The following is a 24,996-nucleotide window of genomic DNA, read 5'->3' on the forward strand; positions in this document are numbered from 1 at the left end:
AGGTATCGCACGATGAAAGCCCAAGCCCGCCACATTCTGGTGAAAACCGCCGAAGAGGCCGAACAGCTCAAGCAACGCATTGCCAAGGGCGAAGCGTTCGATGTGCTGGCGAAGAAATACTCGACCTGCCCGTCCGGCAAACGCGGCGGTGATCTGGGTGAAGTGCGGCCGGGACAGATGGTCGGTGCGATTGATGCGGTGATTTTCAAGAAGCCGCTGCGCACGGTGCACGGGCCGATCAAGAGCAAGTTCGGCTATCACCTGGTGCAGGTGTTTTTCCGCGATTAAGTGGTTTGCTTTCAGGCCTCTTCGCGAGCAAGCTCGCTCCCACAGTCTGGAATGCGGTCCCCTGTGGGAGCGGGCTTGCCCGCGAACCGATTGCGCAGCAAGCGGCCATCCACCGCTTACCTGGGAATCAACGCCCCCGGCACCTGAATCACACGACTCGCCAGCCAATGCCCCGCCTGCGCCGCCTCGACCGGACTGCCACCCAGCAAACGCCTGGCCAGATACGCCGCGCTGAACGAATCCCCCGCCGCCGTCGTATCCACCACCTTCTCGACCTGCTGCGCCGGCACTTCGAACGCCTCGCCATCACAACGAATCAGACACGCCTCGGCGCCACGCTTGAGCACCACTTCCGGCGTGCCGATCTGCGCGTACGCCTCGAACACTGCGTCGCAATCGGCAAAATGGAACAGCGCCTGTTCGTCATCCACGGTCAGCAACGCCAGATCGACATGCGGCAACACGCTGCGATAGGCCGCCCGCGCCTCTTCCTGTGAGGCCCACAAGCGTGGCCGATAATTGTTGTCGAAGACGATCCGCGCATCGCGCTGGCGGGCTTCGATCAGGGTCTGGATCAAGCGCTCGCGCCCCTTCGCACCTAACACTGCGAGGGTGATGCCGCTGAAATACAGCACATCGTAGTCCGGCAGCGCTGCCAGAATCGGCTCCGCCGCTGGGGTGGTGAAGCAATCGCGCACCGCCGCTTCATTGCGCCAGTAGAGGAAACGCCGCTCGCCGTTGGCGTCGGTCTGAATGCAGTACAGGCCCGGCAAACGACCGGGCAGACGCTGCACGAGATCCAGGCCAATGCCTTCGTCAGCCCAACTCTGGCACATGGCATCGCTGAAGCTGTCGTCGCCGAGCGCGGTGACGTAATCGACCTGGGCTTTGTCGCCGAGGGCGCGGGACAGGTACACCGCGGTGTTCAAGGTATCGCCGCCGAAGCTTTGCTGCAGGCTGCCATCGGCGCGGTGCTGGAGTTCGATCATGCATTCGCCGATCAGGGCGATGCGCGGGGTGTTCGGGCCCAGGGGGCTGAGGCTGGTCATTGGGAGGTGTCTCTGGATAATCATCGGTGTTTGGGCGGCCCTCATCGCGAGCAGGCTCACTCCTACAATTGGAATGCGTTCCCCTGTAGGAGTGAGCCTGCTCGCGATGGGCGCGACTCGGTCTGAAACCTTAGAAGCAGGTCTCCATGCTCTCGACCACCGCCAACTGCTCATCCACCAGCAACCCCACCCGCCACTTGTCGAACGTCAGGCACGGGTGCGAGGTGCCGAAGGAAATGATGTCGCCCACCCGCAGCTCAACCCCAGGCGCCACACTCATGAACGCGTGCTGATCCATCACTGCCGTCACCTTGCAGGCGCCGACATCGTCACCCACCGCCGGCAACACACCGGCCTTGTAGCGCAGCAGCGGCACCGGCAGGCCGGCATCGAATGCCACATCGCGCTTGCCGAGGGCGATCACCGCAAATCCCGGCTCCGGCAGCGATTGCACATGCGCCCAGACTTCCAGCGCCGGACGCAATCCTTCGTGCAGGTCACTGCGACGATCCAGCACGCAGCACTGCGCTTCCTTGTAGATGCCATGATCATGCGCCACGTAACTGCCCGGGCGCAGCACGCTAAGGAAGCGTCCGCTGGCGTTCTGCGCTTCGAACGACTCGGCGATCAGGTCGTACCACGCCGAACCCGACGCGGTGATGATCGGCTTGGCAATGGCAAACGCGTCGCTGTCCTGCAACTGCACCGCCAGGCGCACCAGCGACGCGGCGAATTCGCGAATGCCGCTAACCGCGTGATCGCCATGGATCACCCCTTCGTAACCCTCGATACCGGTCAGAGCCAGCGCCGGTTGCGCGTTGATCGCCTGGGCCAGCGCGATGACTTCCTGCTCGCTGCGGCAACCGCAACGGCCACCGACCACGCCGTACTCGATCATCACATTCAACTTCACTCCGCGCGAGGCGAAGTAGGCGCCGAGATCGGCGACGTTGTCCGGGTGATCGACCATGCAGTAGAAATCGAAATCCGGGTCTGCCAACAGATCGGCGATCAGCGCCATGTTCGGCGTGCCGACCAGTTGGTTGGCCATCAACACCCGGCGTACACCGTGGGCGTATGCGGCGCGAGTCTGGGTGGCGCTGGCGAGGGTGATGCCCCACGCGCCAGCGTCGAGCTGACGCTGGAACAGCGCCGGGGTCATGCTGGTCTTGCCGTGGGGCGCGAGCTCGGCGCCGCTGTCGCTGACGAACTTCTGCATCCAGCGAATGTTGTGCTCCAGCGCCTCGCGGTGCAGCACCAGCGCTGGCAGGCTGACGTCGCGCACAAGGTGCGCACCAACGGCAGCGTCGCCCTTTTCCACAGCGGTATTGATGGCAGTCGTCATGCTTGAACTCCTCACTGTCGCGGCCGCAGGCAGCCGCGGTTATTCGTTGATGCGCCGGGCGAGGCTGTTGGCGCTCTCGATCAGCACCCGGCGATAGTCGTCGTAATTGTTTTTCGCATCGGCCCGTGGGGCGACGATGCACAGGGTGCAAATGGCCACGCCGCTGGGGTCTTTGACCGGCGCGGCGAAGCAATGGGTGAAGGTGTCGGCCACGCTGTCGAAGGAGAAGAAACCGTCGATGCCAGCCTGGCGGATCTCCGCCAGAAAGCGTTCCAACGGCAGGCGCTCGCCGTCGGGCAGGATGTAGTCGTCTTCGTCGATCAGGTCGATGATCTGCTGATCACTCAGGTGCGCCAGCAGCAGGCGTCCGGACGCAGTCCACGGGATCGGCGCGTTTTCGCCGATGTCGGACGAAATGCGGAAATGCCGCTCGCCCTCCTTCATCAGCGCCACCGTGTATTTGCGCCCGTTGAGCAGGCACATCTGCGCGGTTTCCCGGGTCTGGCTGACGATCTCCTGCAAGGCGTGATCGGCCTCGCGGCTGAGGTCGAAATGGCGCAGATGCGCCTGCCCGAGGAAATACAACTGACGTCCGAGATAGACGTGACCGTCCTTGCCCACCGGCTCCAGAATCCGTCGTTCCAGCAGCGACGCCACCAGTTCGTAGACCGTGGATTTCGGGCTGCCGATGCCATTGGCGATGTCGTTCGGACGCAACGGCTGGCCGATCTCCTTGAGGAAGTCGAGGATATCGAACGCCCTGTCCAGACCACGGGCCCGGCGTTTGATGATGTCTTCGGTCATGTTTTCAGTTCCCAATGAAAGTGCCGGGAGTTTACCGAGACTACTGCGGCGCTTGGTAGGTCGCTTTCGCGAGCAGGCTCGCTCCCACAGGGGATTGCATTTCAAATGTGGGAGCGAGCCTGCTCGCGAAGAAGTCAGCACAGATTTCAGGGTTTCTTCTTGTACGCGATGCAATCGATCTCGACCTTGCAATCAACCATCATGCTCGCCTGCACACAGGCCCGTGCCGGAGCGTGTTCCGGTTTGAAGTACTCGCCGAAAACCTTGTTGAAACTGCTGAAATCCCGCGGATCGTCCAGCCATACGCCAGCCCGCACCACGTCCTCCAGGCCATAACCGGCCTCTTCGAGAATCGCGATCAGGTTTTTCATGGTCTGGTGGGTCTGCTCGACGATACCACCAACGATGATCTCGCCATCCACCGCCGGCACCTGGCCGGACACGTGCAGCCAGCCATCCGCTTCAACCGCGCGCGCGAAGGGACGTGGCTGACCGCCAGCGGCGGTGCTGCCGGTGCCGTATCGAGTAATGCTCATGGGTACTTCTCCTGATTACAAAGCAAAAATTAGAACCGCGTGCTCTTGAGAAACTCTGCCAGACGCGGCGATTGCGGGCGTTCGAACAGTTCCTTGGGCGGCCCCTGCTCTTCGATTCGCCCCTGATTCATGAACACGATCTTGTCCGAGACCTCGAAGGCGAAACGCATTTCGTGGGTCACCAGCAACATGGTCATGCCGTCTTCGGCCAGGCCCTTGATCACGTTAAGCACTTCACCGACCAGCTCCGGATCGAGGGCTGAGGTGACTTCGTCGAACAGCATCAGGCTGGGGTTCATCGCAATCGCCCGGGCAATCGCCACACGCTGTTGCTGACCACCGGACAACTGCCCGGGAAAATGATTGCGCCGCTCCAGCAGGCCGACCCGCTCCAGCCATTTTTCGGCCAGCACCACGGCTTGGTCCTTGTGCATTTTCTTAACCTTGAGCAGACCGAGGGTGACGTTCTGCAAGGCAGTCAGATGCGGGAACAGGTTGAATTGCTGGAAGGCCATGCCGGTCATGGCGCGATGGCGGGCGATGACTTTTTCGGCGTGACGCACACGTTTACCGCCGACCTCGTCATAGCCGATGGACTCGCCGTCGAGCAGGATCTGTCCGCCCTGGAACTCTTCGAGCATGTTCACGCAGCGCAGCAAGGTGGTCTTGCCCGAACCGCTGGAGCCGATCAGCGTCACGACGTTGCCGCGCTGCATGCTCAGGTCGACGCCCTTGAGCACTTCGACTGCGCCGTACTGCTTGTGCAGGCCACGGATGTCCAGCAGCGGCTGACCGTTCTGAACGTTGGAAACTTGAGCTTGAGTCATGGCAGGGCCACCCGCTTTTCAATTTGCCGGCCGAGTAATTCGATGCCGTAGTTGATGACGAAGAACAGAAAACCGGCGAACAGATAAAACTCCAGGGTCATGAAAGTCCGGGCGATGATCTGTTGGGTGCTGAGCAGTAGTTCGGCAACGCCGATCACCGAGAGCAAGGTCGAAGCCTTGACGATTTCGGTGGACGAGTTGACCCAGGTCGGCAGGATTTGCCGCAACGCCTGGGGCAACAGCACGTAACCGAGGGATTGATAAAACGTCAGGCCGATCGCCTTGCTCGCTTCCATCTGCCCGAGTGGCAATGCCTGCAAGGCACCGCGCACGATCTCGGCGACGTGCGAGCCGCAAAACAGCGTCAGACCCAGCGCACCGGCCTGAAACGCGCTGATCTGCCAGCCCAGCGCCGGCGCCATGTAGAAGCAGGCCAGCACCAATACAAACACCGGCGTGCCGCGAATAATGTCGACATAAAAGCGGAACGGCGCGCGCATCCAGAACTTGCCGTAAGTCAGCACCAGACCGGTGACAACCCCGAGCAGCGTGCCGAACAGAATCGCCAATGCCGACACCTGCACACTGGTCAGGAACCCTTGCAGCAACGTCTCGCGTGCCACCCACAATTCATGCAACCAACTGGGAGATTCGTACATCGCAGCCTCCTATCGGCGGATCGCCAGACGCTGCTCGAGGTAACGCAGCAGCATGGCAATGAGGTAACAGGCCGCGACATACAACGCCGTGGTCACCAGCCAGGTTTCGATCACCCGGTAGCTCTCGACGTTGATCTTGCGCGCGTAATAGGTCAGCTCCGGCACCGCAATCGCGGCGGCCAGCGAGGTGTCCTTGAACAGCGAGATAAAGTTGTTCGACAGCGCCGGCAACACATTGCGCAGCATCACCGGCACAGTGACGTAGGCCTTGACTTGCCATTCACCGAGACCGATCGCCAGCCCCGCTTCGCGTTGGCCTTTGGGGATGCTCAGCAAGCCGCCACGGAACACTTCGGTCAGATAGGCACCGGCATACAGCGACAGCGTGATGATGAACGAGGGAATCTTGTCCAGACGGATCCCCAGGCTCGGCAAGGCAAAGTAGATCAACAGAATCAACACCAGAATCGGCGTGTTACGCACCACCGTGACGTACACCGAGGCCAGCACCCGCAAGGCGCGATGCTTCGAGAGCAAGGCAAACGCCATCAGCAGGCCGATCACGCAGCCGATGGCGATCGACACCAGCGCCAGTTCAAGACCCAGACCGAGCCCCGCCAGCAAGGTGTCGAAATCGCGCCACACGGCAGCAAAGTTCAACTGATAGTTCATGGTCAGCAGTACCTTGAGCGGGGCGCGTGCAGGCGCCCCACTCTCACGGGATCATTTGAATTCGACAGGGAAACCGATCGCCGGCGACGGCAGGTCAACCCCGAACCATTGCTTGAAGGACGCTGCGTAAGTCGGAAACTCAACGCCGGTCATGGCTTCATGCAGGGCGGTGTTGACGAAGTTCAGCCAGTCCTGATCGCCGCGTTTGACTGCGCAGGCGTAAGTCTGTGGGCTCCACGCGTAGGTCGGGCTGCGGTAGCGGCCAGGGTTCTGCACCATCAGGTACTTGACCGACGACTGATCGGTAGCAGCGGCATCGGCGCGACCGGAGTTCACCGCCTGATACATCAGATCGACACTGTCGTACTGATCGACCTTGGCCTTGGGCAGCGCCTGATGCACCAGTTCTTCGGCGTAGACGTTTTGCAGCACGGCCACGGTAACGCTGTCACCGGCCGCCTGCAGGTCTTCGATTTCCTTGTACTTGCTGTTGACCGGCAGCAGCAGGCCGACGCCTTCGCGGTAGTACGGCAGCGTGAACGCCACTTGCTGCGCACGGCTGGCGGTAACGGTGATGAACTGGCAACTCATGTCGACCTTGTCGGTCAGCAGATTGGGAATTCGTGCGTCGGACGACTGCACGACGAACTCGACCTTGTTCGGGTCATTGAACAGCCCTTTGGCCACCATCCTGGCGATGTCGATATCAAAGCCCTGCAACTTGCCGTCCGCCCCCTGAAAGTGCCACGGCGCATTGGTGCTGCCGGTGCCGACAATCAGCTTGCCCCGGGCCAGAACACTGTCGAGCTTGCTATCGGCTGCCTGGGCCATGCCCATCACAGCGGACGAAGCCGCAAGAACGAAAACACACGCTTTGAACAACGAAGGACGGCGATGCATGGCAAGCACTCCAGGATGATGTTTATTCCGCTATACCGGAACATGGTTTGTTACTACGGAATAGACAGCAGAAAGTGTGCCACAGGAATCACAGGGAATCTGTAGAGGGGTTAAATGTTTTTGGAATCAACGGGATGCAGGAAATGCGAAAAATGGAGTCAGGTGCGGGTACTGATGGGCTGCGCTACCTTAGGCTACAAATAACGAGTAGCAGGTTCCCAGATGGAGCACGAAGGGCTACTTCGGTGCAATGTGGTTAGCGATTGAAGGGGCCAGCTCTCCATATCTATCGGCAAGCGGCTTGGTCGTAGACGTCTCCCCGCTCTCTTCTCCCTACCGCAATCACGGTAACAACCAAAACCTCGTTCTTTACGCGATAGACCAGCCTGTATCCAGCACTGCGAAGCTTGATTTTGTAGGCGTTTCCCAACCCTCGGAGTCGATCGGCAGGAACGTGAGGATTGACCAGACGTGTAGAGAGCTTTTTCTTGAACTGATCCTGAAGTGCTGAATCAAGCTTTCTCCATTCCCTCCAGGCTTTCTCGGAAAACTCCAGCTCATAGGTCATCTATAGAGACCTTGATGGTGGGATCGTTTTCTCGCTCCTTGCACAGTGCGATCAGTTCCAGATCCTCAAGGCGATTCATCATCGCCTCATACTCCTTTGCGGGAACACAATAAAACGCTGGCTCATTTCGATTGAGGATTGCAACAGATTGGCCGCCACCGGCGGCCACGGTACCCATGGGGTTTCTTTTCAATTCAGAAATACTCGCAACGATATTAGAAAGGACTACGTGAGTCATGATGGTGCTCCCTGGAGTGCTGTTAATGGTGCTTAAAATAGCACTCCAAGACGGCTTCGACGCCTATCACTTATTACCGCCTTCTCTTTTATTGAGTGAAAAAAGGTATCACGTCCCGACATTCCACATTTCCGGGCTTCGTGTCGGGCTGGTCCTTCATAAAAGTGGGAAAAATCTCGCGAATCCACAGGCCACCTGTAATTTCTGACAGTAGACCTGTTCTTCAACCTTCTTTAACGTCATCGAACCTTCGAGGTCGTTGAAAAGGAGTTCTCAATGAGCGCTGCCAATACCATTTCCAATCTGGCCCCGGTTTACCGCAAAGCCCTGAAAACCTGGCGCCCGGTGATCCTGTATTTCGCCAATGAACACTGCCCCGCCTGCGAATGGGCCGGGCCGATTTTTCGTCAGATTGCCGAGCCGTACCGTCATCGCGCCAATATCTACATGCTTAACACCCGTGAGTCGCCGCGCCATCCGTTGGTCACCGGCACGCCGACGGTGCTGTTCTACAAGAACGGCAAGTTGCTGAAGAAGCTCAAGGGCATCGGCACAGAGGAAACACTAGCGGCGGACTTTGCCCGGCACATTGGCAGGACCAGGGCACCGGTGGTGCAGCAGAAACCACGACATGACCTGCCGTGGTTGCGCCGCACATTGAGCAGGCTCTGCACAATCACGCGTGCGCATCGGCGGGTGATTTGAGGCAGTGCATTTCCCGTAATCGTTGCGGCGTCTGACGCATCGCTTTCGCGGGCAAGCCCGCTACCACAGGGGTCAACGTTGTTCACACATTTCGTGTACGACGCGTGCACTGTAGGAGCGGGCTTGCCCGCGAAGGGGCCGGCACCGTCAGCGCAAGGCTGCTGCCTTACGCAGAATCGCGCACCAGCAACACCTGCGTCACCCGTCGTTCCTCAACGGCTTTGACGGTCATTTGCCAGCCTGCGTACTGCAGCCGATCGCCGATCATCGGCAAGCGATCCAGCAGGCTCATCACCAGTCCGGCCAGGGTCTGATAGTCCTCGGTCGGTTCGGCGCCGAACCCGGTGCGCTGGCGAACACGGGTCAGGTTCAACGCGCCGTTGACGACAAAACCGCCCTGCTCCTCGATCACGTCCGGGCCTTCGATTTCGCTGGCATCGGGCAGTTCGCCGGCAATCGATTCGAGGATGTCGGTCATGGTCAACACACCGACGAAGTCACCGAATTCGTTGACCACGAAGGCGATGTGAGTCGACGCCGCGCGCATTTGCTCCAGCGCATTGAGGATCGAATAGCTGTCGAGCAGGTTGATGGTCTTGCGCGCCAGGTGCTCCAGATTCGGCTCGGTACCGGACAGGTATTCCTTGAGCAATTCCTTTTTGTGCACGAAGCCCAACGGTTCATCCACCGCGCCGTGGCGAATCAGCGGCAGACGCGAATACGAAGAGTGCATCAATTTTGTGCGAATCGTTTCGGCGTCGTCGGCCAGATCGATGGTGTCGACGTCCGCGCGTACGGTCATCAGATTACGAATCGGCCGCTCGGCCAGTTGCAGCACGCCACTGATCATCACCCGCTCGCGGCGGTCGAACAGCTCCGCACTCGGGGCTTCGCCGTCATCCAGCAGGTCAGAGATTTCCTCGCCGACCTCCTCCGCCTCCAGCTTACGCCCGCCCAGCAGACGCATTACCGCGTGGGCCGTGCGCTCACGTATGGGGCGCAGGCCTTGCATCGAACGCTTGCGTCGGGCCCGGGCGATCTGGTTGAACACCTCGATCAGGATCGAGAAACCAATCGCCGCGTACAGATAGCCTTTCGGGATGTGGAAACCCAGGCCTTCGGCCGTCAGGGCGAAACCGATCATCATCAGGAAGCCCAGACACAGCATGATCACCGTCGGGTGCGCATTGACGAAGCGGGTCAGCGGCTTGCTGGCGACGATCATCAGGCCGATGGAAATGATCACCGCGATCATCATCACCGCCAGTTCATCGACCATGCCGACGGCGGTGATTACCGCGTCCAGCGAGAACACCGCGTCGAGTACCACGATCTGCGCCACGATCGGCCAGAACAGCGCGTAAGCGGCGTTGGTCGAGCGCTGGCCGACGTGGCCTTCGAGTCGTTCGTGCAGCTCCATCGTCGCCTTGAACAACAGGAACACACCACCGAACAGCATGATCAGGTCACGGCCGGAGAAGCTCTTGTCGAATACCTCGAACAATGGCTGCGTAAGAGTGACCAGCCAGGAAATACTCGCCAACAGGCCCAGGCGCATGATCAACGCCAGCGACAGGCCGATGATTCGCGCACGGTCGCGCTGATGCGGCGGCAGTTTGTCCGCCAGGATCGCGATGAACACCAGGTTGTCGATACCCAGCACCAGTTCCAGCACGATCAGAGTCAACAAGCCCAACCAGGCCGTGGGATCCGCTAACCATTCCATAAAATGTCTCGATCTCTCTTCAGTGAATTCAGGCTGCCGGGCACGGCAAAGTGCGACGCGAAAGCTCTGAAGCCGCGTTGTCAACGATAGACGGGTGTCGGAAAACCGGATGCTGCGAGTGCGTCAAGACCGCGCCATGGCGCAAGGAGAAGGTACGACTGGGAGGCTCCAAGAGGGTGTTCATGCAAATCCTGAATGAAAAATGGCCTTGGAGCGTACAGGCTCAAGGCACATTTTCTACAGCGGCAAATCATTTCAAAATCTGTAAGAGCACAGGAAATGTGATTTCCTGCAGGCCCTTTCGCGAGCAAGCACGCTCCCACAGGGGTTATTCGTCGGACGCAGGTTCTGAGTTCAAAGAAAGTCCAATGTGGGAGCGGGCTTGCTCGCGAAGGGGTCATCAAACACACCACATCATCGCCCGGCAAAGCGCAACCGCGACAACTGGCGCAAATCCCCCTCTACGTAATAATCGTTGGTCCAGCTGTCATCCACCGCCAGCGGACTCACCTGCTTGAGCTCGAGTTTTTTCGCGAAATAGCGAAAGCGGTAATGCTCATAAAACCGCAGCAACTCCAGGCCATAGCGATCAGCCAGATCGGTGTCGCCACGAATGATCAGGAAGTTCTCGTCATTGCCGTTACTGGCTGACGTACTGAGGTTGTGACTGCCGCTGATGATGGTCGGCGCATCGGTGGTGAAGTCGGTGATCACGGCTTTGGTGTGCACCAGCAGGTTGCCCTTCTGGCCTTTCATGTTTTCTTTCAGCCAGCCTTCCAGCCCGGTGTTGAGCAAAGCTGTGGCAGCGAATTCGGCGGTGCGGTCGGCATGAAATCCGGTGATGCTGCTCGCGGTATTTTGCAGGCCGTAACGCAGGATGTCGTCATGCGGTTTGCCGAGCAGCGCGTTGAGAATCGCGTCCGGCAGGCTGAAAGCGGTGACGAACAACACGTCCTTTTTCGCCGCCTCGATGATCTCGACAAACTCACGCAAATCGCCACCACCGCTGCGTGGCGAGAACCCGGCGAACAGCGGCTGCGTAGGGTTCATCGGGTTGTGCTCGGTGATCCAGCTGCGCGTCGCAGCGACGTCGGCGGGGTTGGCCCAGACCTCTTCGAACACTTGCAAATAACGCGTGGCAATCGTCACGTCGTCGAGCGTATGCACCACGTTGGCCTGGCGATAAACACCGTTGGCGGTGAAATTGGTGCTGCCGCACAGCACCGCCTGCGGTTGCCGCTGACCCGCGCCATCGACGCTGCTGAGAACAATGAATTTGTCGTGAAAGATGTTATGGGTGACCCGGCCGCGCTTGTTCGCCATCGGCAATTTGGCAAGGTTCTTTTCGTTCAGGGTCGTATCGGGATCATCAGGTTGCGCGTGATACAGCACGCGCACCTGAACCCCTCGGGCAAATGCCGCATTCACTGCGTCGACGATCGCCTGCAACTGATACTCGTAGATCGCGATGTCCAGCCCCCACTGCGCGTCCACCGCACGTTCGATAAAGCCCAGCAATCGCTCCAGGAGTCCGTTCTCCAGCCACAGCCGCGCCGCGTCGGGCCAGGCCTCGATGGGGAAGTTCTTGTTGGCGCTGATCTGCGCGTCGAGGTCGGGAAATTTGCGCTGGAAGGCCTGACTGGCGGCCACGGCACGGTTGAATATCACGCTCTGGTTGGCCGGATGACCGTCGTCACTGGTGATGCTCAGCTCCAGTGATTCTCCCAATAGCGGCGCATCCGCCGTGCCATAGGCCAGATGCACGCGATAGTGCATCGTCGTGCCCGGATTGACCGCGTAATCGGCCCAGCGGAATTTCTGTAGCGGCGCTTTATCGCTGGGCGTGGCGTGATACTGCGGGAACGTGTGCGCCTTGCCGGGAAATGTCAGGCTGTTGAACAGGAACAACCACGGTTTGCCGCCCTGCTGCTTTTCGATGGCAAACCCGAGCAGGCCTTTGCGCCGGGGTTCGGCAAGATCCATCGCCAGCAGCACGCCGTTGGTGCCGGCGTAGGCTTTGACGCGAAAATCGTCCTGAGGATTGGCGACCAGTACCCGCATGATTCACTCCTTGTGATTGGGCTGGGGTGGAGCATAGAGCAGCGCTGCGGTTTTTGGTGATCCTGCATGATCCGAGGCGATGCCTTCGCGAGCAGGCTCGCTCCCACAGAGCAAGCGGTGTTCACCAACATTGTGGGAGCGAGCCTGCTCGCGAAGAGGCCTGTTCAGACTTCACATATCATCGATATGCCGATAATCCGCATTCAGCGCTGCCGCCAACTCCCGCGCCCGAGCCAGGCGGATCGGCCCACGCTCAATGTCGATCAACAATCCCGGACACTCCAGCGGCAACATCGGCGGCAAGGTTTTCAAGCGGCCATCCGTCACCACCAGCAAGCGCTGCTGCTCGGCCGGGAAGCGCTTTTGTCGCTGCACCAGCCATTGCTGTGCCTGCTTCAATGCCGCCACCAACGGCGTGCCGCCGCCCGCCCCCAACGCCTCCAGCCAGGTGCGCAAACCACTCGATGCCTTCAGACCTTGCACCTGCCATTTCGGCGCGCTGCCGCTGGCGGTCAGCAAGGCCAGTCGCGCGCGCTGCCGATAAGCATCATCGAACAATTGCGCGAGCAGGCCCTTGGCATCGCTCAGCGCCTGATGCCGACGCGTTGAAGCCGAGGCATCAACGATCACCAGCCACAGCTCATGGGGAGTTCGAGTACGCAACTGGAACTGCAGATCTTCGCGAGTCTGCGGCCGACCGTTGAGCAGCGTGCCCGGCCAGTTCACCAGGCCGCTGCGCGCGGCGTGGCGCTGGCCCTGGCGTCCGTGGTCGAGGCGTCCGGCGCGGGGTCTGGCATTCGCCCCCGCGTCGGATCGGGGACGAATGCCGGTTACTTTTTTGGCCAGCTCGGCACTTCGCGACGGGCACCCGTGGCCAGTGCCGGGGCGGGCATATCGCCCCACTGGCCCTGCCCTTCGCTCGGTTCGGCCTGGCTACTGGCCGGGTTCTGTGCGGGTGGCTGAGGGCTGGAAGAAGAGGATTCGCGACGTCGGTGCCGTAGGGCAAATTCCGCCACGGCGTCGATGTCCTGCTCGGCAATCACTGCAGCGCCGCGCCAGGCCGCGTGCGCACGGGCCGCACGCAGCCAGACCAGATCAGCACGCAAGCCATCGACGCCAGCAGCGAAGCAACGCTGGGTGATGCTCGCCAACGCGTCGTCATCCAGCGGGATGTTCGCCAAGGCGATGCGCGCCTGTTCGCAGCGCTCACGCAGCGCTTGCTGCTGGGCTTCCCACTGCACGCAGAACGCCTGTGGATCGCTGTCGAAATCCAGTCGGCGCCGGATGATCTGCCCGCGTTCAGTCGGCGCGGTGTGGCCGCTGAGGGCGACGTTCAGGCCGAAACGGTCAAGCAGCTGTGGCCGTAATTCACCCTCTTCCGGGTTCATCGTGCCGATCAATACAAATCGCGCCGAATGCCGATGGGAGATGCCGTCGCGCTCGATCAGGTTGGTACCACTGGCAGCCACATCGAGCAGCAGGTCGACCAGATGATCGGGCAGCAGGTTTACTTCATCGACGTACAGCACACCGCCGTCAGCCTTGGCCAAAACCCCGGGAGAAAACTGCGCACGCCCGTCACTCAGCGCCGTGTCGAGATCGAGGGTGCCGACCAGACGTTCTTCGGTGGCGCCCAGCGGCAAGGTGACGAACTGCCCGCTCGCCAGCAGATCGGCGAGGCCACGGGCCAGGGTCGATTTAGCCATGCCGCGCGGGCCTTCGATCAGCACGCCACCGATTTTCGGGTCGATGGCGGCAAGGCACAGCGCGAGTTTCAGGTCATCGGCGCCGACCACGGCGGAGAGCGGGAAATGCGGGGTGTCGGTCATCTTCAATACTCGGTCATGGTCGGTGTGAATTCATTTCAATGTAGGAGTGAGCCTGCTCGCGATAGCGGTGGGTCAGCGACAAACAGGTTGGCTGATACACCGCTATCGCGAGCAGGCTCACTCCTACAAAATGTTGCGGTGTGTCAGGTGTCTTCTTCTATATCCAGTAGCAGGTTTTCCAGGGCTTCTTTATACACGCCGGGTTCCTGCCACATCCCGCGCTGCTGTGCTTCGAGCATGCGTTCGGTCATGTCGCGCAGCGCATGCGGATTGTGCTCGCGGACAAAATCGCGGGTCGCAGGATCGAGCAGATAGGCATCGGCCAGCAACGCGTACTGATGATCATCGATCAGTTGCGTGGTGGCGTCGAAAGCGAACAGGTTATCGACTGTCGCCGCCAGTTCGAAGGCGCCTTTATAGCCATGACGCTTGACCCCGTCGATCCATTTCGGATTGGCCGCGCGCGAGCGGATCACCCGGTTCAGTTCTTCTTTCAGGGTACGGATTCTCGGCAGATCCGGCTGGCTGTGATCGCCGTGATAACTTGCCGCCGCTTCGCCGCGCAGGGTTTCCACCGCCGCGAGCATGCCGCCCTGAAACTGGTAATAGTCGTTGGAATCGAGCAAGTCGTGCTCGCGATTGTCCTGGTTCTGTAGCACCGCTTGCACCTGACTCAGACGCTGGACGAACTGCTCGCGGGCGGCGGTGCCTTCGTCAGCACCGCCGTAAGCGTAGGCGCCCCAGTTCAGGTAGACCTCGGCCAGATCCTCGCGGGTCTGCCACAGGCGCCCGTCGATCGCGCCTTGCACACCGGCGCCGTAAGCCCCGGGCTTGGCGCCGAAAATACGCCAGCCGGCCTGGCGCCGTGCCGCGTCGGCATCCAGCCCCGATTGCAGCAGCGCTTCACGCTCGGCGCGGACTTTGGCGGCCAGCGGATTGAGGTCATCCGGTTCGTCCAGCGCCGCCACCGCTTGCACGGCGGCGTCGAACAGACGAATCAGGTTGGCAAAAGCATCGCGGAAAAAACCCGAGACCCGCAGCGTGACGTCGACTCGTGGCCGGTCGAGCAGGCTCAGCGGCAGAATCTCGAAATCATCGACGCGCTGACTGCCGGTGGCCCACACCGGGCGCACGCCCATTAGCGCCATGGCCTGAGCGATGTCGTCGCCGCCAGTGCGCATGGTCGCGGTGCCCCACACCGACAGGCCGAGCTGACGCAGGTGATCGCCGTGATCCTGCAAATGCCGCTCGAGAATCAACGTGGCGGACTGGAAGCCGATGCGCCACGCGGTGGTGGTCGGCAGGTTGCGCACGTCCACCGAGTAGAAGTTGCGCCCGGTGGGCAGCACGTCGAGACGACCACGGCTGGGTGCGCCGCTTGGGCCGGTGGGGACGAAGCGGCCGTTCAGGGCGTCGAGTAGACCGCGCATTTCGGCGGGGCCGCAGGCGTCTAGGCGTGGGGCGACGACTTCGCGCAGGTTTTCAATGATTACCCTCACTTCAGCCCCCCTCGGTTCCTGTAGGAGTGAGCCTGCTCGCGATGGCGTCAGGTCAGGCAATTCAGTGTTGAATGACACACCGCTATCGCGAGCAGGCTCACTCCTACAAGGGGCGTGCACTGTTTGGGAGATCAGGTGGGTGGCGAATAGCTCAAGGCGTTCGCGGGTATCGCCGGCAGTGCGCCAGATTTCGTCGCTGACGCTTTGCAGCTCTGGCGGGCGCGGGCCGTTCCACGGGTCGGCAAGTGCGCAATCCAGCGGATCAAACCCCAGCTCGAAGGCCTTGGCCAACGCCCGCAGCAGACTCGACTGTGCGCCTTTGCCGTCGCCACGCGGAATGCGCAGTAACGCCAATAGTGTGTCGATGCGCAAACGTCCGGTCGGCGATTCGCCAAAGATGTGCAGGCCATCGCGAATCTGCGATTCCTTCAGATCACACAGGTAGGTGTCCAGACGCGGCAGCCAGATCGCTGCATCGGCGTCGCTGTCCAGACCGGCGTCGAGTTGCAGTTCGCGGTCGATCTGCGTCTCGCGCACCAGTTGCAAGATGTCACGCTGCAGTTCGCGCGCGCGGCGCGGGTCGAGCAGTTGGGCTTCGTAATATTCGTCGGCCAGTAGCTCCAGGTTGCGCAGCGGGCCGTAGGTTTCGGCGCGGGTCAGCGGCGGCATCAGGTGGTCGATGATCACCGCTTGCGTGCGCCGTTTGGCCTGGGCGCCCTCGCCCGGGTCGTTGACGATAAACGGATAGATGTTCGGCAGCGGCCCGAGCAGTGCGTCCGGCCAGCAATTCTCCGAAAGCCCCACGCCCTTGCCCGGCAACCATTCGAGGTTGCCGTGCTTGCCGACGTGAATCACTGCGTGCGCACCGTAGGTGTTGCGCAGCCAGAAATAGAAAGCCAGATAGCCGTGCGGCGGCACCAGATCCGGATCGTGATACACCGCGCTCGGATCGACCTGATAACCGCGCGCCGGTTGAATGCCGACGAAAGTCAGACCAAAACGCAGCCCGGCGATCATCATCCGTCCGTCGCGGCACATTGGATCATTTTGCGGGGTGCCCCAGCGTTCCAGTACTGCCGCGCGATTGGCTTGCGGCAGCGCATTGAACATCGCCAGATAGGCGTCCATCGCCAGGCTTTGCTGGCATGGACGCAGGTCGATGCTGTCGAGGTCGTTGCTGACGCCGCCGAGCAATTGCTGGATCAGTTCGGTGCCGCTGTCCGGCAACTCCGCCGTCAGCGGGAAGCCTTCCGCCTGCAACGCGCGCAGGATATTCAATGCCGCCGCCGGCGTATCGAGACCGACGCCATTGCCGATCCGGCCGTCGCGAGTCGGGTAGTTGGCGAGGATCAGCGCGATGCGTTTTTCCGCGTTCGGCAGCCGCGCCAGATCGCTCCAGCGCCGCGCCAGTTCAGCGACGAAATCCATGCGTTCGGGTTGCGCCCGGTAGCAGACCACGTCGGACTGGCTGCGCTCGCTGCGCCAGGCCAGGTCCTTGAAGCTGATCGGTCGGCTGATGATGCGCCCGTCGAGTTCCGGCAAGGCAATGTGCATCGCCAGGTCCCGTGGCCCCAGGCCCTGCTCGCTGTCGCGCCAACCGGGCTCGTTGTCCTGAGCGCAGATCGCCTGAATCACCGGAATATTGCGCCGGAACGGGCGCAGATGCGGCGCTTCCGGGCTGGATTGCGCGAAACCGGTGGTGTTGAGAATCACCGCCGCCTCGACCTCGTCCAGCCAGTCCTCGACCACGCTCAGACAGCCGGGTTCTTTCAGGCTGGCGACGGCGATCGGCAACGGATTGAGCCCCGCCGCCTGCAAGCGCTGGCAGAACACGTCAATGAACGCGGTGTTCGCCGCTTGCAAATGCGAGCGATAAAACAACACCGCCGCGACCGGCTGACCGGGCAGCCATTCGGCTTGCCAGTCGCGCAGTGCGGCGGTGTTTTTCTGTGGCTGGTAAATCGCCGTACGCGGCAGCGCTTGCGGCTCGCCCCAGGCGTAGTCGCGCGCCAGCCAGCGGTTGGCCAGGCAATGGAAGAAGTCCAGCGCATTGCCCATGCCACCCTGACGCAAGAACTGCCAGAGACGGTCGCGATCTTCGGCGGGCACGGTGCTCAGGTCGCTGAGTTCCGGGTCGGGACGATCATCGCCCGGCACCAGAATCACCTGCACCCCGCGCTCAGACAACTCCACCAGTCGCTCGACGCCATAACGCCAATAAGCGATGCCGCCGTGCAGCGAAATCAGAATGACCTTGGCGTGCCGCAGCACTTCATCGACATACAGGTCGACCGAGGCGTGATTCTGCACCTGCATCGGATTGGCCAGACGCAGGCTCGGGTAATCCTCGGGCAATTGCTGCGCGGCTTCGGCGAGCAGCGCCAGGCTGGAGTCGCCGCTGCACAGGATCACCAGCTCGGCGGGGGTTTGTCCAAGGTCGGCAATGTTGTCATCCGACACGAAACCGCCGGGCTGTGTCCTGAGCAGGTGCATGGCTTAAACGCTGAGCGCGGCGCGCAGTTGCGCTTCGAGTTGCGCGGCGTCGAGTGCCTGACCGATCAGCACCAAACGGGTGACGCGCGCTTCGTCAGCGCCCCACTGGCGGTCGAAGTGCTTGTCGAAACGCGTGCCCACGCCCTGAATCAACAGGCGCATCGGCTTGTTCGGAATCGCCGCGAAGCCCTTCACGCGCAGGATGCCGTGCTGCACAACCAGTTGCGTCAGCGCGTCGAGCAGCAGGCTTTCGTCGGCTTGCGGCAGTTCGATAGAGATTGAATCGAAGGCGTCGTGATCGTGGTCATCATGGTCGTCATGGTCGTCATCACCGTCGTGATGGTGATCGTGATGGCTGTGGCGGCTGTCGATATGTTCTTCGGATCCGGCACCGAGGCCGATCAGCACGTCCAGCGGCAGGCGACCGTTGCTGGCTTCGATGATTTTCACCGCTGGCGGCAGTTCTTCGGCGACTTCGGCGCGAACGCGAGCCAGATCTTCGGCGCTGGTCTGGTCGGCCTTGTTGAGGATCACCAGATCGGCGCTGGCCAGTTGGTCGGCGAACAGTTCGTGCAGCGGCGATTCGTGATCGAGGTTCGGATCGAGTTTGCGCTGGGCATCGACCTGATCGGGGAACGCGGCGAAGGTGCCAGCGGCCACGGCCGGGCTGTCGACCACGGTGATCACCGCATCCACCGTGCAGGCACTGCGGATTTCCGGCCACTGGAAGGCTTGTACCAGCGGTTTTGGCAGGGCCAGACCGGACGTCTCGATCAGGATGTGATCGAGGTCACCGCGCCGGGCGACCAGTTCACGCATCACCGGGAAGAACTCTTCCTGCACCGTGCAGCACAGGCAGCCGTTGGCCAGTTCGTAGACGCGGCCAGTGGCTTCTTCTTCGGTGCAGCCGATGGTGCATTGCTTGAGGATTTCACCGTCGATGCCCAGCTCGCCGAACTCGTTGACGATCACCGCGATGCGACGGCCCTGAGCGTTGTCGAGCATGTGTCGCAGCAAGGTGGTTTTGCCCGAGCCGAGGAAACCGGTGACGATGGTGACGGGGAGTTTGGCCAGTGTTTTCATCGGATGCCCTTTGGCAAGGTGGCGGGCATACGGGACGAGATCCGCTGCGAGCGTGCGCGCGGAAGAATTCGCCACCGGATCACCCCGCCCGGTTGTAGTGAGAAATCTGTGACGAGGCAGGTCTCCTGGCTGACGGTGTTCGGGCCTTGGGCCCGGCGTTCGCTGCGCCTTCCCGCGGGCTCAGTGGATTGAGCTGGCAGTGGCGTGGCAACGAACTTCACCGTTCACAGTTGCGGGGGCAGCCGCGGCTTTGACCGCGTTCCCTTCTTAGCTTCGGCGTGGGCCGAAGAACCTCGAAAGCGCAAGGCTACGCATGGCTTGAGGATGGGTCAATGCTTTGGTTTTTTTTGGATTGGGGGCATATCCGTTGCTGCGGGGGTTGCCGCTGGCGGTTTCGCTCTTACAGCGAGTCACTTTTTCCAAACGCCGGGTTTGAGGTTTGGGGTTTGGGGTTTGGGGGGCATATCCGTTTCTTCGGGTGTTGCCTCTGGCGGTTTCGCTCTTACAGCGAGTCACCTTTTCCAAACGCCGAAAAGGTAACCCAAAAGGCTTTGCCCCCGGCGTACGGCACTTCGCTTAGGCTCAGTGTTCCCTCGCTACGGTGTCCATCCGGGGGCATCGCCTCCGGTTTGCTTCGCTGCACCTCCTCTCGATGGATGCGGCTTCGCCGCATGGCGCTGCGCGCCTAACCCCCGGATGAACACCTACGCTCGGCCTGCCGAAGGGGCTGAAGATCAAAAGCCAAATCAAGAGCTAGAGCCAAAGCAAAGCCAAAGCAGATCAAAAGATCACAGCCTTCGGCAGTTCCTACTGGGATTGGGTGCATTCAGTAAGAGATTGGTCGGCTGTCAGGCCGCCTTCGCGAGCAAGCCCGCTCCCACAGTTGGAATGGGTGCATTCAGTTGGAGTTTGGTCGGCTGTCAGGCCGCCATCGCCAGCAGGCTGGCTCCTACAATTCAGAGAGCGTGCAACCCTGCGGCGAAGCCGCCCCACTCAACACAATGAGCGTTAGCTCGAGTACCGCTTTTGATCTCAGGGCCCGTCGGCAGGCTGAGTGGAGGGATTTGTCCGGGGGTGGGAGCGCAGCGACCGTTTGGCGCAGCCAAACACAGCGAGAGGAGGTGCAGCGAAGCAAACCGTAGGCGCTGCCCCCGGATGAATCCCGCAGCGAAGGAACCCGAGCCCAGGCGAGGGCCGAACGTCAGGGCACAGACCTTTTGGTTACTTTTGGGGCGTTTGCCAAAAGTGACCCGCCGTAAGGGCGGAACCCTAAGTGGCCGTTACCGCAGCAACGGATATGCCCCCAATCCCAATTGACTCAAATCCTCCCCTCATGGTCTCCTACACAACTTGTTACGGGTGCCCTTCACAGGGTGAAACGGGAAACCGGTGAATCATGTGCTTTACTCAAAGCCATGTCAGTCCGGTGCTGCCCCCGCAACGGTAAGCGAGCGAAGCGTCAGATCCACTGTGCCAACGCGGCATGGGAAGGTGACGCTTGCAGGTCGGCCAGACGCCAACCCCTCGTGAGCCCGGAGACCGGCCCGCAACACACAGTGCGCAGTTTGCGTCGCTGAACATAACAAACCCGCGGTGGGCGGGCGCTGTTCGAACCTCTGCGTGCCCGACACGCAGGGGTTTTCATGCGCTCTATTTCACCCGCTGACACTCCAGAGGGAAGCGCCATGTCGATCATCAGCAGCACCGGCAGCAACACCGACAAAATCTCCAGCACCAGCACATTGAGCCAACGCCTGACCGCCGCGATCTTCGCGTCGATTCTGGGTGCCAGCCTTGTGTACTTCGCCGGTTTCTCGCACATCGAAGCGGTGCACAACGCCGCTCACGATACCCGCCACAGCGCCGCGTTCCCGTGCCACTGAGACCTGCCGACATGATCAAGCGTATCGCGCAAACCGCAGGCTTCACCGGCCTGCTGGCCGCCCTGCTGCTGACGTTGCTGCAAAGCTTCTGGGTCTCGCCGCTGATTCTGCAGGCCGAAACCTTCGAGAAGTCCGAACCGGTGGCCGTTCACGAACACGCCGCCGGCACGGCCGCACACACCCATGACGCCGAAGCCTGGGAGCCGGAAGACGGCTGGCAACGCGTGGTCTCGACCACCGGCGGCAATCTGGTGGTGGCGGTCGGTTTCGCCCTGATGCTCGCTGGCCTGTACACCCTGCGTGCACCGACCAAAACCTCGCAAGGCCTGCTCTGGGGCCTGGCCGGCTACGCGACCTTCGTCCTTGCGCCGACCCTGGGCCTGCCGCCTGAACTGCCGGGCACCGCTGCAGCCGATCTGGCGTCGCGGCAAACCTGGTGGATCGGCACCGCCGCTTCCACCGCTGTTGGCCTGGCGCTGATTGTGTTCAGCCGCCACTGGCTGATGAAGCTGCTGGGCGTGGCGATCCTCGCCGTGCCGCACGTGATCGGCGCACCGCAACCGGAAGTGCATTCGATGCTCGCCCCGGAGGCGCTGGAAGCCCAGTTCAAAATCGCTTCGCAGTTGACCAACGTGGCGTTCTGGCTGGCCCTGGGCCTGATCAGCGCCTGGTTGTTCCGCCGCAAAAGCGATGGTCAATACCACGCATGACCGATGACCGCGCAGCGCCGACCTTTGTGGTCGGCCTGGGCTGCCAGCGCGGCTGCCCGGTCAGCACGCTGCGCGCGTTACTCGATCAAGCGTTGCAGGCGCATCGTATAGAACTTGAAGCGGTCAAGGCCTTGGCCAGCATCGATCTTAAACGCGATGAACCCGGCCTGCAGGAACTGGCCAGTCAACTGGCGCTGCCGCTGTTGTATTTCAGCAGCGACGAACTGGCCAATTATCAGCAACGCCTGAGCCACCATTCGCAGATCGCCTATGAGCGCACCGGTTGCTACGGCGTGGCGGAAAGTGCCGCTCTGGCCCTTGCCGAGCAGTTGATTCAGGCACCGGCAAAACTGCTGATTTCCCGGCAAAAATACGCTCAGGCAACCTTGGCATTGGCCGGCGCTGCGTAAATTCCCGATAATCCCCCCGTTTGATCATGAGCAATCTTCATCTGAAGCGTTGCCCTGCCCCGTTTTTCACAGGATTTCTTCATGACCGTCTACTTCATCGGCGCCGGCCCCGGCGACCCGGAATTGATCACCGTCAAAGGCCAGCGGTTGATCCGCAGTTGCCCGGTGATCATCTACGCAGGCTCGCTGGTACCGGCCGCTGTGCTGGAGGGGCATCAGGCTGAAACCGTGGTCAACAGCGCCGAATTGCATCTGGAGCAGATCATTGAATTGATCACAACCGCTCATGCCAAGGGCCAGAACGTAGCGCGGGTGCATTCGGGTGATCCGAGCCTGTATGGCGCGATTGGCGAGCAGATTCGTTATCTGCGCGAGCTGCAGATTCCGTTCGAGATCATTCCCGGCGTCACCGCGACCGCAGCGTGTGCAGCCTTGCTAGGCGCGGAACTGACACTGCCGGACGTGTCGCAGAGCGTGATTCTGACCCGCTACGCGGACAAGACCGCAATGCCGGCGGGTGAGGAGTTGAGCAGTCTGGCGCAGCATGGCGCGACCATGGCGATTCATCTGGGGGTCAATCATCTGCAAAAGATCATCGCTGAACTGCTGCCGCATTACGGCGCGGATTGCCCGATTGCGGTGATTCACCGGGCGACGTGGCCGGATCAGGACTGGGTGGTGGGGACGCTGGAGGATATTGCCGAGAAGGTTGCGGCCAAAGGGTTTCGGCGTACAGCGTTGATTCTGGTGGGTCGGGTGCTGGGCAGTGAGGTTTTCAGCGAATCGTCGCTGTATCGCGCGGGGCATGCGCACCTCTACAGACCCTGAATCATATGGGATTGGGTGCCAACCTGTGGCGAGGGGATTTATCCCCGATGAACTGCGCAGCAGTTCCTTTTCTGGGGCTGCTTCGCAACCCATCGGGGATAAATCCCCTCGCCACACAATAAACAGGCACTCATTAATCAAGCGCAAAAAAAAACGGCGCTCACGGGGCGCCGTTTTTCGTGTTCGCAGTGAACACCTTACTCAGTAGTAGGCGTTTTCTTTCTGCGTGTGGTCGGTCACGTCGCGCACACCTTTGAGCTCTGGAATACGTTCGAGCAAGGTGCGCTCGATGCCTTCCTTCAGGGTCACATCGGCCTGGCCGCAGCCTTGGCAACCACCACCGAACTGCAACACGGCGATGCCGTCCTCGACCACATCGATCAGGCTGACCTGACCGCCGTGGCTGGCCAGCCCCGGGTTGATTTCGGTTTGCAGGTAGTAGTTGATGCGCTCGTTGACCGGGCTGTCGGCATTGACCATCGGGACTTTGGCGTTTGGCGCCTTGATGGTCAGTTGGCCGCCCATGCGGTCGGTGGCGTAATCGACGACGGCGTCGTCAAGGAACGCTTCGCTGAACGAATCGATATAGGCGGTGAAGCTTTTCAGCCCCAGCGCGGTATCTTCAGGTTTTTCTTCGCCCGGCTTGCAGTAGGCAATGCAGGTTTCGGCGTACTGGGTGCCAGGCTGGGTGATGAAGACGCGGATGCCGATGCCTGGAGTGTTCTGCTTGGAGAGCAGATCAGCCAGGTAATCGTGGGCGGCGTCGGTAATGGTAATAGCGGTCATGGAAACTCCTCGCAGGCTTGGGCGCAGTTTACGCCAATCATTGCGCCGGACAAAGTCCTAGTATTTTTGTCGGGAAAGATTCTCGACAGGTGCGCGCATCGGTTCGCCATCGATCCGCGCTTTAAGCCACTGATAGCTGCGTTTTTCCACCCATTCGTAGCTCAACCATGACCCCACACCAATCGCCAGAGCGCAGACGATGAACATCAGATACGGGTTGATTCCGTAGCGTCGCGCGATAAAACCACCAACCGACAACACCAACACGTGCATCAGATACACCGAATAGGAACAGTCACCGAGCCATTTCATCACCCGATTGCGCTCGACGTAGCGCTCCAGCGCCATGCAAGCCATCACCAGCACCGCGCTCGGCACGCCCCAGTTCAATAACCTTGGCGCCGGTGCCAAGTGATAGATCGCCATCATCGCAGCGCTCATCGCCAACAGCGGCAGCCACAGGCCGGCGCCAATCCAGCCCCGGCGATAGAGCACGCCAATGCCGATCCCCAGCAGAAACTCGTAGACGATGTCGGAACGGTAAAACTCGTTGAGCCAGCCGAACGCCTGACACACCGAAAACAGCAACGCGGCGACCACCAGCAAGCGCACCTGCCAGCGGAACACCAGCGCGCATGCAAACAACACATAGAAGAGCATTTCGTAGTTGAGCGTCCAGCCGACATTCAGCGTCGGATAAATCCCGTAGCCGCCGGGGTTTTGCGCAGGAATGAATAACAGCGACGCGAGGAAATGCGCCCAGTCCACCGTCTGATCCGGCAACATTGGCCGGGCGAACAGCACCAGCAACGCCATCAACAGCGTGTACAGCCAGTACGCCGGGACGATGCGAAAAAGTCGGTACAGCAGGAAGCGCGCGGGCGGCAGTGCTTTGCTTTCGGTGGAGAGGAAAATCACCAGACCACTGATGACGAAGAAAACATCGACGCCGACTGCGCCTTTGTCGATGAAGAACTGCCCGACCGGGCCGCGCGCCTTGAAGTCGAAGAAAATCTGCATGAAGTGGTGACAGACCACCGTCCACGCGGCAAGCGCCCGCAGGGCCTGCACTGAAATCAACATGATCGGCTCCTGTC

At 61.0% G+C, this 24,996-nt stretch carries 24 protein-coding genes and 2 riboswitches; of the genes, 6 read left to right on the forward strand and 18 right to left on the reverse strand.

What is annotated here, in order from left to right; genetic code table 11:
* Positions 1 to 12 precede the first annotated feature (12 nt).
* Positions 13 to 288, forward strand: a complete 276-nt coding sequence (locus HDC30_RS01300; protein WP_003225447.1) for a peptidylprolyl isomerase — start codon at positions 13 to 15, stop codon at positions 286 to 288.
* Between the two features lie 116 nt (positions 289 to 404).
* On the opposite strand, the gene HDC30_RS01305 is transcribed toward HDC30_RS01300, so the two are convergent.
* The 10 genes from HDC30_RS01305 to HDC30_RS01350 all read right to left on the reverse strand — a co-directional run bounded on the left by HDC30_RS01305 (position 405) and on the right by HDC30_RS01350 (position 7,886).
* The gene (locus HDC30_RS01305) at positions 405 to 1,337 is read right to left on the reverse strand and encodes a sugar kinase (RefSeq protein ID WP_135295909.1); all 933 of its coding nucleotides are present in this window, start codon (positions 1,335 to 1,337) and stop codon (positions 405 to 407) included.
* 130 nt (positions 1,338 to 1,467) lie between these two features.
* Positions 1,468 to 2,682: an amino acid deaminase gene (locus HDC30_RS01310; RefSeq protein ID WP_183780106.1), complete on the reverse strand. Its 1,215-nt coding sequence runs from the start codon at positions 2,680 to 2,682 to the stop codon at positions 1,468 to 1,470.
* Positions 2,683 to 2,721: 39 nt separating this feature from the next.
* Positions 2,722 to 3,486: an IclR family transcriptional regulator gene (locus HDC30_RS01315; RefSeq protein ID WP_096797668.1), complete on the reverse strand. Its 765-nt coding sequence runs from the start codon at positions 3,484 to 3,486 to the stop codon at positions 2,722 to 2,724.
* Positions 3,487 to 3,632: 146 nt separating this feature from the next.
* Complete coding sequence (locus tag HDC30_RS01320) at positions 3,633 to 4,022, reverse strand: RidA family protein (RefSeq protein WP_003225452.1); 390 nt, start codon at positions 4,020 to 4,022, stop codon at positions 3,633 to 3,635.
* A gap of 29 nt (positions 4,023 to 4,051) precedes the next feature.
* Positions 4,052 to 4,849 (reverse strand): amino acid ABC transporter ATP-binding protein, encoded by a 798-nt coding sequence (locus HDC30_RS01325; RefSeq protein WP_007965123.1) that lies wholly within the window; start codon positions 4,847 to 4,849, stop codon positions 4,052 to 4,054.
* Positions 4,846 to 5,508 carry an amino acid ABC transporter permease gene (locus HDC30_RS01330; RefSeq protein ID WP_183780109.1) on the reverse strand — a complete coding sequence of 221 codons (663 nt, stop codon included), beginning with the start codon at positions 5,506 to 5,508 and terminating at the stop codon, positions 4,846 to 4,848. Before HDC30_RS01330 ends, HDC30_RS01325 begins: the two co-directional genes overlap by 4 nt.
* A 9-nt stretch (positions 5,509 to 5,517) precedes the next feature.
* Positions 5,518 to 6,180, reverse strand: a complete 663-nt coding sequence (locus HDC30_RS01335) for an amino acid ABC transporter permease (protein ID WP_003225455.1) — start codon at positions 6,178 to 6,180, stop codon at positions 5,518 to 5,520.
* Between the two features lie 51 nt (positions 6,181 to 6,231).
* Positions 6,232 to 7,080, reverse strand: coding sequence for a transporter substrate-binding domain-containing protein (locus HDC30_RS01340; protein ID WP_183780113.1), 849 nt, complete (start codon positions 7,078 to 7,080; stop codon positions 6,232 to 6,234).
* Positions 7,081 to 7,366: 286 nt separating this feature from the next.
* Positions 7,367 to 7,648, reverse strand: coding sequence for a type II toxin-antitoxin system RelE/ParE family toxin (locus tag HDC30_RS01345; RefSeq protein WP_183780116.1), 282 nt, complete (start codon positions 7,646 to 7,648; stop codon positions 7,367 to 7,369).
* The gene (locus tag HDC30_RS01350; RefSeq protein WP_003225462.1) at positions 7,638 to 7,886 is read right to left on the reverse strand and encodes a type II toxin-antitoxin system Phd/YefM family antitoxin; all 249 of its coding nucleotides are present in this window, start codon (positions 7,884 to 7,886) and stop codon (positions 7,638 to 7,640) included. Before HDC30_RS01350 ends, HDC30_RS01345 begins: the two co-directional genes overlap by 11 nt.
* A gap of 276 nt (positions 7,887 to 8,162) precedes the next feature.
* On the opposite strand from HDC30_RS01350, the gene HDC30_RS01355 reads away from it, so the two are divergent.
* The gene (locus HDC30_RS01355; RefSeq protein WP_183780119.1) at positions 8,163 to 8,591 is read left to right on the forward strand and encodes a thioredoxin domain-containing protein; all 429 of its coding nucleotides are present in this window, start codon (positions 8,163 to 8,165) and stop codon (positions 8,589 to 8,591) included.
* 166 nt (positions 8,592 to 8,757) lie between these two features.
* Here the strand turns inward: HDC30_RS01355 and HDC30_RS01360 are convergent, their stop codons facing one another.
* From HDC30_RS01360 to cobW, 6 genes are all read right to left on the reverse strand, one after another.
* Positions 8,758 to 10,317, reverse strand: a complete 1,560-nt coding sequence (locus HDC30_RS01360; RefSeq protein WP_103366945.1) for a TerC family protein — start codon at positions 10,315 to 10,317, stop codon at positions 8,758 to 8,760.
* 414 nt (positions 10,318 to 10,731) lie between these two features.
* Positions 10,732 to 12,378, reverse strand: a complete 1,647-nt coding sequence (locus HDC30_RS01365; protein WP_183780122.1) for a phospholipase D-like domain-containing protein — start codon at positions 12,376 to 12,378, stop codon at positions 10,732 to 10,734.
* A 171-nt stretch (positions 12,379 to 12,549) separates the two neighbouring features.
* Complete coding sequence (locus tag HDC30_RS01370) at positions 12,550 to 13,281, reverse strand: VWA domain-containing protein (RefSeq protein WP_183780125.1); 732 nt, start codon at positions 13,279 to 13,281, stop codon at positions 12,550 to 12,552.
* Positions 13,209 to 14,207 (reverse strand): ATP-binding protein, encoded by a 999-nt coding sequence (locus HDC30_RS01375; RefSeq protein ID WP_183780128.1) that lies wholly within the window; start codon positions 14,205 to 14,207, stop codon positions 13,209 to 13,211. Before HDC30_RS01375 ends, HDC30_RS01370 begins: the two co-directional genes overlap by 73 nt.
* A 143-nt stretch (positions 14,208 to 14,350) precedes the next feature.
* Complete coding sequence (gene cobN, locus HDC30_RS01380) at positions 14,351 to 18,199, reverse strand: cobaltochelatase subunit CobN (protein ID WP_183780131.1); 3,849 nt, start codon at positions 18,197 to 18,199, stop codon at positions 14,351 to 14,353.
* Between the two features lie 3 nt (positions 18,200 to 18,202).
* A complete protein-coding gene (gene cobW / locus HDC30_RS01385) occupies positions 18,203 to 19,282 on the reverse strand; it encodes a cobalamin biosynthesis protein CobW (RefSeq protein ID WP_183780133.1) in 1,080 nt (359 codons plus the stop codon).
* Positions 19,283 to 19,379: 97 nt separating this feature from the next.
* Positions 19,380 to 19,593: riboswitch (cobalamin riboswitch) on the reverse strand.
* Positions 19,594 to 20,622: 1,029 nt separating this feature from the next.
* Positions 20,623 to 20,845: riboswitch (cobalamin riboswitch) on the forward strand.
* 122 nt (positions 20,846 to 20,967) lie between these two features.
* Here cobW and HDC30_RS01390 point away from each other — a divergent pair.
* The 4 genes from HDC30_RS01390 to cobM all read left to right on the forward strand — a co-directional run bounded on the left by HDC30_RS01390 (position 20,968) and on the right by cobM (position 23,113).
* Positions 20,968 to 21,165, forward strand: coding sequence for a CbtB domain-containing protein (locus HDC30_RS01390; protein WP_183780136.1), 198 nt, complete (start codon positions 20,968 to 20,970; stop codon positions 21,163 to 21,165).
* An 11-nt stretch (positions 21,166 to 21,176) separates the two neighbouring features.
* Entirely contained in the window at positions 21,177 to 21,875 is a 699-nt protein-coding gene (locus HDC30_RS01395) for a CbtA family protein (RefSeq protein WP_027613714.1), read from the forward strand.
* Entirely contained in the window at positions 21,872 to 22,285 is a 414-nt protein-coding gene (locus tag HDC30_RS01400; RefSeq protein WP_098964192.1) for a cobalamin biosynthesis protein, read from the forward strand. Before HDC30_RS01395 ends, HDC30_RS01400 begins: the two co-directional genes overlap by 4 nt.
* 81 nt (positions 22,286 to 22,366) lie before the next feature.
* Positions 22,367 to 23,113: a precorrin-4 C(11)-methyltransferase gene (gene cobM / locus HDC30_RS01405; protein ID WP_183780139.1), complete on the forward strand. Its 747-nt coding sequence runs from the start codon at positions 22,367 to 22,369 to the stop codon at positions 23,111 to 23,113.
* Positions 23,114 to 23,314: 201 nt separating this feature from the next.
* Here cobM and nfuA read toward each other — a convergent pair whose 3' ends face one another.
* Both nfuA and HDC30_RS01415 read right to left on the reverse strand, forming a co-directional pair.
* Positions 23,315 to 23,899 carry a Fe-S biogenesis protein NfuA gene (nfuA, locus tag HDC30_RS01410; protein WP_003225494.1) on the reverse strand — a complete coding sequence of 195 codons (585 nt, stop codon included), beginning with the start codon at positions 23,897 to 23,899 and terminating at the stop codon, positions 23,315 to 23,317.
* A 57-nt stretch (positions 23,900 to 23,956) separates the two neighbouring features.
* Complete coding sequence (locus tag HDC30_RS01415) at positions 23,957 to 24,982, reverse strand: acyltransferase (RefSeq protein ID WP_183780142.1); 1,026 nt, start codon at positions 24,980 to 24,982, stop codon at positions 23,957 to 23,959.
* Between the last annotated feature and the right edge of the window lie 14 nt (positions 24,983 to 24,996).

This window comes from Pseudomonas sp. JAI115 (assembly GCF_014200835.1).
GTDB lineage: Bacteria > Pseudomonadota > Gammaproteobacteria > Pseudomonadales > Pseudomonadaceae > Aquipseudomonas > Aquipseudomonas putida_A.

Excerpts from the sequence above, each read along its gene's own strand:
- HDC30_RS01300 (WP_003225447.1), top strand. The coding sequence starts at position 13 with ATGAAAGCCCAAGCCCGCCACATTCTGGTGAAAACCGCCGAAGAGGCC.
- HDC30_RS01305 (WP_135295909.1), bottom strand. The coding sequence starts at position 1,337 with ATGACCAGCCTCAGCCCCCTGGGCCCGAACACCCCGCGCATCGCCCTG.
- HDC30_RS01310 (WP_183780106.1), bottom strand. The coding sequence starts at position 2,682 with ATGACGACTGCCATCAATACCGCTGTGGAAAAGGGCGACGCTGCCGTT.
- HDC30_RS01315 (WP_096797668.1), bottom strand. The coding sequence starts at position 3,486 with ATGACCGAAGACATCATCAAACGCCGGGCCCGTGGTCTGGACAGGGCG.
- HDC30_RS01320 (WP_003225452.1), bottom strand. The coding sequence starts at position 4,022 with ATGAGCATTACTCGATACGGCACCGGCAGCACCGCCGCTGGCGGTCAG.
- HDC30_RS01325 (WP_007965123.1), bottom strand. The coding sequence starts at position 4,849 with ATGACTCAAGCTCAAGTTTCCAACGTTCAGAACGGTCAGCCGCTGCTG.
- HDC30_RS01330 (WP_183780109.1), bottom strand. The coding sequence starts at position 5,508 with ATGTACGAATCTCCCAGTTGGTTGCATGAATTGTGGGTGGCACGCGAG.
- HDC30_RS01335 (WP_003225455.1), bottom strand. The coding sequence starts at position 6,180 with ATGAACTATCAGTTGAACTTTGCTGCCGTGTGGCGCGATTTCGACACC.
- HDC30_RS01340 (WP_183780113.1), bottom strand. The coding sequence starts at position 7,080 with ATGCATCGCCGTCCTTCGTTGTTCAAAGCGTGTGTTTTCGTTCTTGCG.
- HDC30_RS01345 (WP_183780116.1), bottom strand. The coding sequence starts at position 7,648 with ATGACCTATGAGCTGGAGTTTTCCGAGAAAGCCTGGAGGGAATGGAGA.
- HDC30_RS01350 (WP_003225462.1), bottom strand. The coding sequence starts at position 7,886 with ATGACTCACGTAGTCCTTTCTAATATCGTTGCGAGTATTTCTGAATTG.
- HDC30_RS01355 (WP_183780119.1), top strand. The coding sequence starts at position 8,163 with ATGAGCGCTGCCAATACCATTTCCAATCTGGCCCCGGTTTACCGCAAA.
- HDC30_RS01360 (WP_103366945.1), bottom strand. The coding sequence starts at position 10,317 with ATGGAATGGTTAGCGGATCCCACGGCCTGGTTGGGCTTGTTGACTCTG.
- HDC30_RS01365 (WP_183780122.1), bottom strand. The coding sequence starts at position 12,378 with ATGCGGGTACTGGTCGCCAATCCTCAGGACGATTTTCGCGTCAAAGCC.
- HDC30_RS01375 (WP_183780128.1), bottom strand. The coding sequence starts at position 14,207 with ATGACCGACACCCCGCATTTCCCGCTCTCCGCCGTGGTCGGCGCCGAT.
- cobN (WP_183780131.1), bottom strand. The coding sequence starts at position 18,199 with ATGCACCTGCTCAGGACACAGCCCGGCGGTTTCGTGTCGGATGACAAC.
- cobW (WP_183780133.1), bottom strand. The coding sequence starts at position 19,282 with ATGAAAACACTGGCCAAACTCCCCGTCACCATCGTCACCGGTTTCCTC.
- HDC30_RS01390 (WP_183780136.1), top strand. The coding sequence starts at position 20,968 with ATGTCGATCATCAGCAGCACCGGCAGCAACACCGACAAAATCTCCAGC.
- HDC30_RS01395 (WP_027613714.1), top strand. The coding sequence starts at position 21,177 with ATGATCAAGCGTATCGCGCAAACCGCAGGCTTCACCGGCCTGCTGGCC.
- HDC30_RS01400 (WP_098964192.1), top strand. The coding sequence starts at position 21,872 with ATGACCGATGACCGCGCAGCGCCGACCTTTGTGGTCGGCCTGGGCTGC.
- cobM (WP_183780139.1), top strand. The coding sequence starts at position 22,367 with ATGACCGTCTACTTCATCGGCGCCGGCCCCGGCGACCCGGAATTGATC.
- nfuA (WP_003225494.1), bottom strand. The coding sequence starts at position 23,899 with ATGACCGCTATTACCATTACCGACGCCGCCCACGATTACCTGGCTGAT.
- HDC30_RS01415 (WP_183780142.1), bottom strand. The coding sequence starts at position 24,982 with ATGTTGATTTCAGTGCAGGCCCTGCGGGCGCTTGCCGCGTGGACGGTG.